This is a genomic window from Paraburkholderia sp. (assembly GCF_036488505.1).
Classification (GTDB): domain Bacteria; phylum Pseudomonadota; class Gammaproteobacteria; order Burkholderiales; family Burkholderiaceae; genus Paraburkholderia.
The window spans coordinates 1-5,742 of record NZ_DASXHN010000358.1 but is presented as its reverse complement, the minus strand read 5'-3'; the positions used below and the strand labels follow the sequence as shown (position 1 = coordinate 5,742).

The 5,742-nt window shown below is 65.4% G+C and carries 4 protein-coding genes and 1 pseudogene; 2 read left to right on the top strand and 3 right to left on the bottom strand.

All coding sequences use genetic code 11. The features are described 5' to 3' along the window. Window positions 1-195, top strand: a pseudogene (locus tag VGH68_RS21250) (LysR family transcriptional regulator); the annotation flags it as partial. Window positions 196-208: 13 nt separating this feature from the next. On the opposite strand, the gene VGH68_RS21245 reads toward VGH68_RS21250, so the two are convergent. From VGH68_RS21245 to VGH68_RS21235, 3 genes are all read right to left on the bottom strand, one after another. Next, window positions 209-1,681 carry a nicotinate phosphoribosyltransferase gene (locus tag VGH68_RS21245; RefSeq protein ID WP_331605674.1) on the bottom strand — a complete coding sequence of 491 codons (1,473 nt, stop codon included), beginning with the start codon at window positions 1,679-1,681 and terminating at the stop codon, window positions 209-211. Between the two features lie 130 nt (window positions 1,682-1,811). After that, window positions 1,812-3,014 carry an AAA family ATPase gene (locus VGH68_RS21240; RefSeq protein WP_331605673.1) on the bottom strand — a complete coding sequence of 401 codons (1,203 nt, stop codon included), beginning with the start codon at window positions 3,012-3,014 and terminating at the stop codon, window positions 1,812-1,814. A 213-nt stretch (window positions 3,015-3,227) separates the two neighbouring features. Further along, window positions 3,228-3,569, bottom strand: a complete 342-nt coding sequence (locus tag VGH68_RS21235) for a hypothetical protein (protein WP_331605672.1) — start codon at window positions 3,567-3,569, stop codon at window positions 3,228-3,230. Between the two features lie 1,443 nt (window positions 3,570-5,012). Between VGH68_RS21235 and VGH68_RS21230 the strand changes: the two genes are divergently transcribed. Next, the coding region (locus VGH68_RS21230; RefSeq protein WP_331605671.1) for a sigma-54-dependent transcriptional regulator at window positions 5,013-5,742 on the top strand (730 nt) is incomplete at its 3' end.

Here is a 5,742-nt window from a genome sequence, read left to right as displayed (position 1 = left end):
GTGTCCCTCGGTGGCAACGTGGCCGTCGTGCCTCATGCGCTCGCCGATTGCATCGCGCTGCCGGGCGTCGTGTACCGCGACGTCACCGGTCAGCCGATCCAGTCCGAGATCGCACTCGCGTTCCGCCAGTACGAGCGGGCGCCAGCCGTGAAGGCGTTTCTACGCGTCGCGCGCGCCGCCAGAGGGCGGGGTTGATCCGGCCGGCGCTTCAGACATCGCTCGGCCCGACCGCACCGCTCCCATCCATTTCGTCGGCATGCGCACGGCTTCTGATGTCGGCCAGCGACAGATCCGCCAGCAACCTGCCCGAGTCGAACACCGTTATCAGCGCGTCGTCCCATTCACCGGCAGCCGTCTGCTCATCCCACGCGAGCGGCAAGGTCGCGGTCCGATACTCGCCGGTGCGGCGATGGCGCAGCAACGTGAGCCGCCCTTTCATCGAGCGCTTTGCGTGATCGGTGACCGGATCCTTCGCCACGTCGTGCCACGCGTCGCCGATGCGGATCGCCGAGCACTTCATCGCAAAGCGCTGGGTATCGCGGTTGATCTGCTGCAACAGCGCGCCACCCATGCCGAACACGATGTTGTCGGCGGCGAAACCGGCTTCGTCCATCGCGGCGAGAATCGCGGCGATCGAATCGGGATTCACACCGTCGCCCTGAATCACGCGCACGTTGTTGAGCACGCGGCGCCCCTTGCTGTTGGTCACGGAGCCAAACGATGCTTCGAGCGAGCGCAGCGTCTGCAATACGATCGTGCGGGGGTCGCCGGAGTCCGGCCGGATCACCAGCGTGCCGCCCGAATCGAGCACGGCCTGCTTCAGTTCCGTGCCCCACGCATCGAGCGCGGCAAATAGATCGTAGGAATCGGACACCACCGAGACGATTGCCCCCGGCTTACCGAAGCGTTCGATCATGTTGCGATAGGCGTCGATCTCCCGCTCGCGGCCCCATGCGGTGATCGTACTGTGCTCGGCGGCCGGCACCGAGAATGCCGCCATGGTTTCGTTGTAGTAGTGATTCGCCGCGACCACGCCGAGCACCGTGTCCGAGCCCATGAAGCTGACCAGATGCGCGGCGCCGCCGATCGCCGCCGACTCCGCACTCGACACACCGCGCGCACCGAAATCGTGCAGCTTGAACGGCAACTGGCTGAGATCGTCGCTGCTCCTGAGCAAAGACGCGCGGATCAGCTTGCGCAGATACCAGCTTTGCGTCGCGACCGTGACCGGATACCAGACCCGCAAGAGCATCGTCTCCAGGTACGACGCGAGCCAGAACGCCTGCGGATCGTCGCATTCGACGGTGACGAGCACGTTGTGCGTCGGCACCACCGAGCCTTCGGGCACCGCGCGAATCCGCACCGGCAGATAACCGCCGCAGTGCTCGACCACATGGCGCCAGCCCGCCTCGTTGAACGGCTCGCCATGCGCGCTGAAGAATGCGCGGGCCTCGTCGATCATCGCGACCGTAACCGGCCGGCACAGGTATTCCTTCAGCAGCATTTGCAAGCCGAAAAACAGCGTGCGCTCGTAGCGGCCGCCGCGCGATTCGATATACGAGAACATCGCCGACACGCCGGGAGGATATTGCAGATAATGCGATGCCTTGTACGAGTCCGTATTCAGGATCGGGTTCGACAGGATCGACGCAAGCTGGTTGAAACCCTGCGCGCTTTGCATGGACGGGGCTGCGTTCACGTGACGTTCTCGCTGAAGTGGCCGGATGGGGTGGGCGTTTCGACTGGCGCGCCGATTTGTTATCCCTCTACCCTACACCGCCACAATCCGCCGGGTCGAGAAGCCCTCGGCGTCAAATCCCCGGCTTCAGTTGCCGCGGCAGATCGGGCCATGTCCGCAACAGCCGGGCGAGCATGCTCCTGCGGCGTTCGGCGCCGGCCGGCCACAGCATGTTTGCGAGCAAGCCGATGCCGTGCGCGAGCGCGCTGTCGCGCGCGCACGTGACGAGCGGCACACCGCGAATCAGCGCGTCGTTGACGTGCTGGTCGTCGCGCGGGAGCTGATGCGCGATCCTCGTGCCGAGCGTGCGTTCGAGCGTCGGCAGATTGATCCGCGCGTTCTTGTCGTACTCGTTGACGACGACCCGCACCTTGCCGGCCGGCTGGCCCAACTCGCGGAAGATATCGAGCATGCGGCGCGCGCCGTGCAGATACAGCGGGTGCTGGCGCACGACCATGCAGATCGCGTCGCTGCGATCGAGCGCCCGCATCGTCAACGGATTGAGACTCTGGCCCACGTCGATCAGCACCGCGTCGTAACGGTCGCGCACCAGCGCGAGAATCCGTTCGAGTTGCGCAGGCACCAACTCCGCGGCTTTCAGCGGATCGCCGGCGCCGGCCAGCAGATCGAGGTTCGCGCGCACGTGCATCGCGCAGGCATCGAATAGCGCCGCGTCCAGTGGTTCGTTGCCCGAGCACAGGTCGGCGAGCGTCATCGGCGGCGGCCGGTTCGCCATCAGCAGGCTGGCGTCGGCGAAGTGCTGGCTCAGGTCGATCATCAGCACGCGCCGGCCGCGCTGCGCCGCGAGCGCGCACGCGAGGTTGACCGCGATCAGCGTCGTGCCGCTGCCGCCCTTGCTGGACACCAGCGATACGATCCGAGCGCCGCGGCGCTCGGGCGCGCGGCTGTTCGCGTCGATCTGGATCAGCGCGGCGGCGATGATCTGCGAATCGAGCGGGCGCGACAGCACGTGCCGCACACCAGCCCGCATCGCCGCGCCGATCAGCGCGGTCGACGGCGCCGGCGTCACCAGCATGCAACTGAGCGACGGCAAAGAGGCCAGCGTTTGCTCGACACTGTGGAGTCCGCGCGCGTTCAGACCGTCGTCGTCGACGATCAGCAGGTCGGCGTGGCGAATCACGCGCGCATGCGCGCGCAGCTGCCGCACCGAACCGTACGCGGTGCGCAGGCGGTAACGCATGCCGCTCTGTTCGAGTCGCGCGACGATGGACTGCGCGTTTTCGATGCTGGCGGCCATCAGGAAGATGTCGATCATCGCGGGTGTGCGGCGCGCTGAGCGCGTTGTTTGTAAGTTATTTTTGAAGGCGCTTATTGCGAGCGCTCATTCGGAGCGCTTATTCGACGCGTCTATTCGCAAACCACGATTCTCGAGCCACTATCTGACAGCCCCTGCCGACGTCGGCGCGAACCCGCCGGCCGCTCGCCGTATTGCGCACCCCGCAGGCCGGCGCTTCGCCGGCCCGCCGGGTCATTCGTCCTGCTCGAAGTCCTGCTCCGGCTGCAGCCCGGACCAGCCATCGCCGCTGTCCGGACCGCGCGCCCGATCGCGCTCGCGCTCACGGCCGGCCCCCGCCGGCATCTCGTAGAGCGCATCGCGCAGCACGTCGCGGCGGATCTCGGCCTGTGCCTTGCGCTTGAGCGCTTCCGCGACCACCAGCGTAAGCAGATCGATCGACGACGCCTGCGCGCCCGCGAAGAAACGCGCCCGCGACGCCGCCAGATGCCGCCGATAGTTCAGCTCCGGCGCGCTGGCCCCGGCAGAAAGCCCGCTCGCGCTGGCGGCGGCAAGTTTACAAATAGGTTGCTTCATGACATCCCCCGATATCGAGCACGATTGCGAGGCAACGCCGCCGCAGCCGCTGTCACCGCTGTAGCCGCCACGCGACCCCGCCCCGGCCGTCAGTCCAGGCCGCCGTGCCCGTGACGATCCACGGACACGGCACCCGGTTCATCTCAAACATAGGTCTCTCTTCGGAGACTGTGGCCTCTCTCCCCGCCTCTTCGCGCCAGTTGGTCCTGGACTGGCGCTGCCCCTTCCGTTGGGTTCGGTGCGTCGCTCGCAAGCGTTGCAATCGCGTCACCTGTCGTTATCGCCTTCCTTCTCGCGTCATTAACATCGACGCGAGAAGGTAAAACGGCGAAGTCTCTGCCTGCTGTCGGTCCGCTTATGGATGGCCGATAACGCCGCTGCGCCATTCACCCGTCTTTTTTTGACATATAAACATAGGCCCCGCCACGCTCTCGCAAACGCTTATTGGCTTCCCCGACCGTTGTCCGCGAGCGACTTTTGCCACCGGTTCATTTTTAAAACCTGGCTTTCCCCGTACCGTCGACCGGGCGGCAAACTGTTTTTCGTGCAGACCGTATTGCAATGCTTATGCCAATGCGCGGTGAAATCCCGCGAATGCCGTCAAAGCCTTGCGCGTTCGTTCGGGCCGCAGGCTTTTTGCGGGGCCGCGCGGGTGCCGCGCCACGGAGGCCGCACGCATTGATTCGTCCGCGATACATCGATGACTCGCGTCGCGATCGCCGCACCCGCGCGCCGGTAGGGTTGGCTCCCGCGCAGGCTTCCGTCTGCTTGCCGCTGAAGCCCGGCCGGACGGGGATCGCGCGACGCAGCCGCTCGAACGTGCCGGTCCCGGCGAGCGTCGAAACCAGCGTCGCGCGGGCTGCCCGATGTGTCGCAAGCGTGAAACACCGCTGTGCGCATTGTGCTGTTTCGTACCGCCTTTTAACGCGCGACAGATTGCGATGCAATGTTGGATGGCGCGCATAACCGGGGTTGACCGCTTATTCTTTAGTGATCCCCGACAATCCGATAACGGTAAATTGCTTCTTTATCCCTATCGGTTTGTATGGCGCTTTGATCCGCTTTCGCTTATCGTTTAGCCCATGCGCCAATCGGCGGGTTTGTATCAGGTCAAAAAGCAGCGCACGGTTATGGCTGTTTTAAGCATTCGGGGATAACGTCGCCGGACAGTTTCAGCAATGAACGCTATTACGCCGTCATTGCATGAAGGGGCCGGCGCGCATCACGTTGCGGCGGTGGCGTTCCCTGTTTTGCATGGCCGTCGTTGCCGTAAGCATGTCGCTGCCGGGCTGCCGCAGGCTGGCTCGAATCCCTCGACGCAAATCGAGGCCACCTCCGCGCAAGCGGACCGTGCCAGGCGCTGGCTCGGGGCGGCCAACCGGCTGCCCGTCTGTCCAGCACATCGCACCGCAGTCCTGTGAGCAGTATCGAACCGGGGGTTACATGACTACGACCAGCACGCCTGCCGACATGGAACGCGCCGTTCTGTACGTCGCGAACTCACCCGACCAGAAGCTCGCCGAATTCCTGTCCGCGTCCGGCTGGCACGCCGTGCATGCGAAAAGCACGGCCGTCGCCGAACGCATGATCGAACGCGGCGACATCAAGGTCGGCCTGGTTCAACTGCCGGAAAACTGCACGTCGCAGCATCTGTCCGCGCTCGCGCTGTGCATGCGGCGCGTCGAAACCAACTGGGTCGCGCAAATCGTGCCGGGCCAGGCCGAAAACGAGCTGGTCAGCCGTTTCATCCTCGATTACTGCTTCGACTTCGTCACCCAGCCGTGGCTCAACGAGCGGCTCGTGTTCGCGCTCGGACACGCGCACGGCCTCTCCAGCCTGCGCCAGCCGCGCGTCGCACCGGAGCCGTCGCTCGGCCGCCACGGCATGGTCGGCCAATGCGAGCCGATGCAGCAGCTCTATCGGCGGATCGACAAATGCAGCGTGACCGACGCGCCGGTGTTCATCGCCGGCGAATCGGGCACCGGCAAGGAACTGACCGCGCGCGCGATCCACGAGCGCTCGCCGCGCGCGGGCCGTACCTTCGTCGCGATCAATTGCGCGGCAATTCCGCCAAGCCTGCTGCAGGCCGAACTGTTCGGCCACGAGCGCGGCGCGTTCACCGGCGCGCTGCAACGCAAGATCGGCCGAATCGAAAGCGCGCACGAAGGCACGC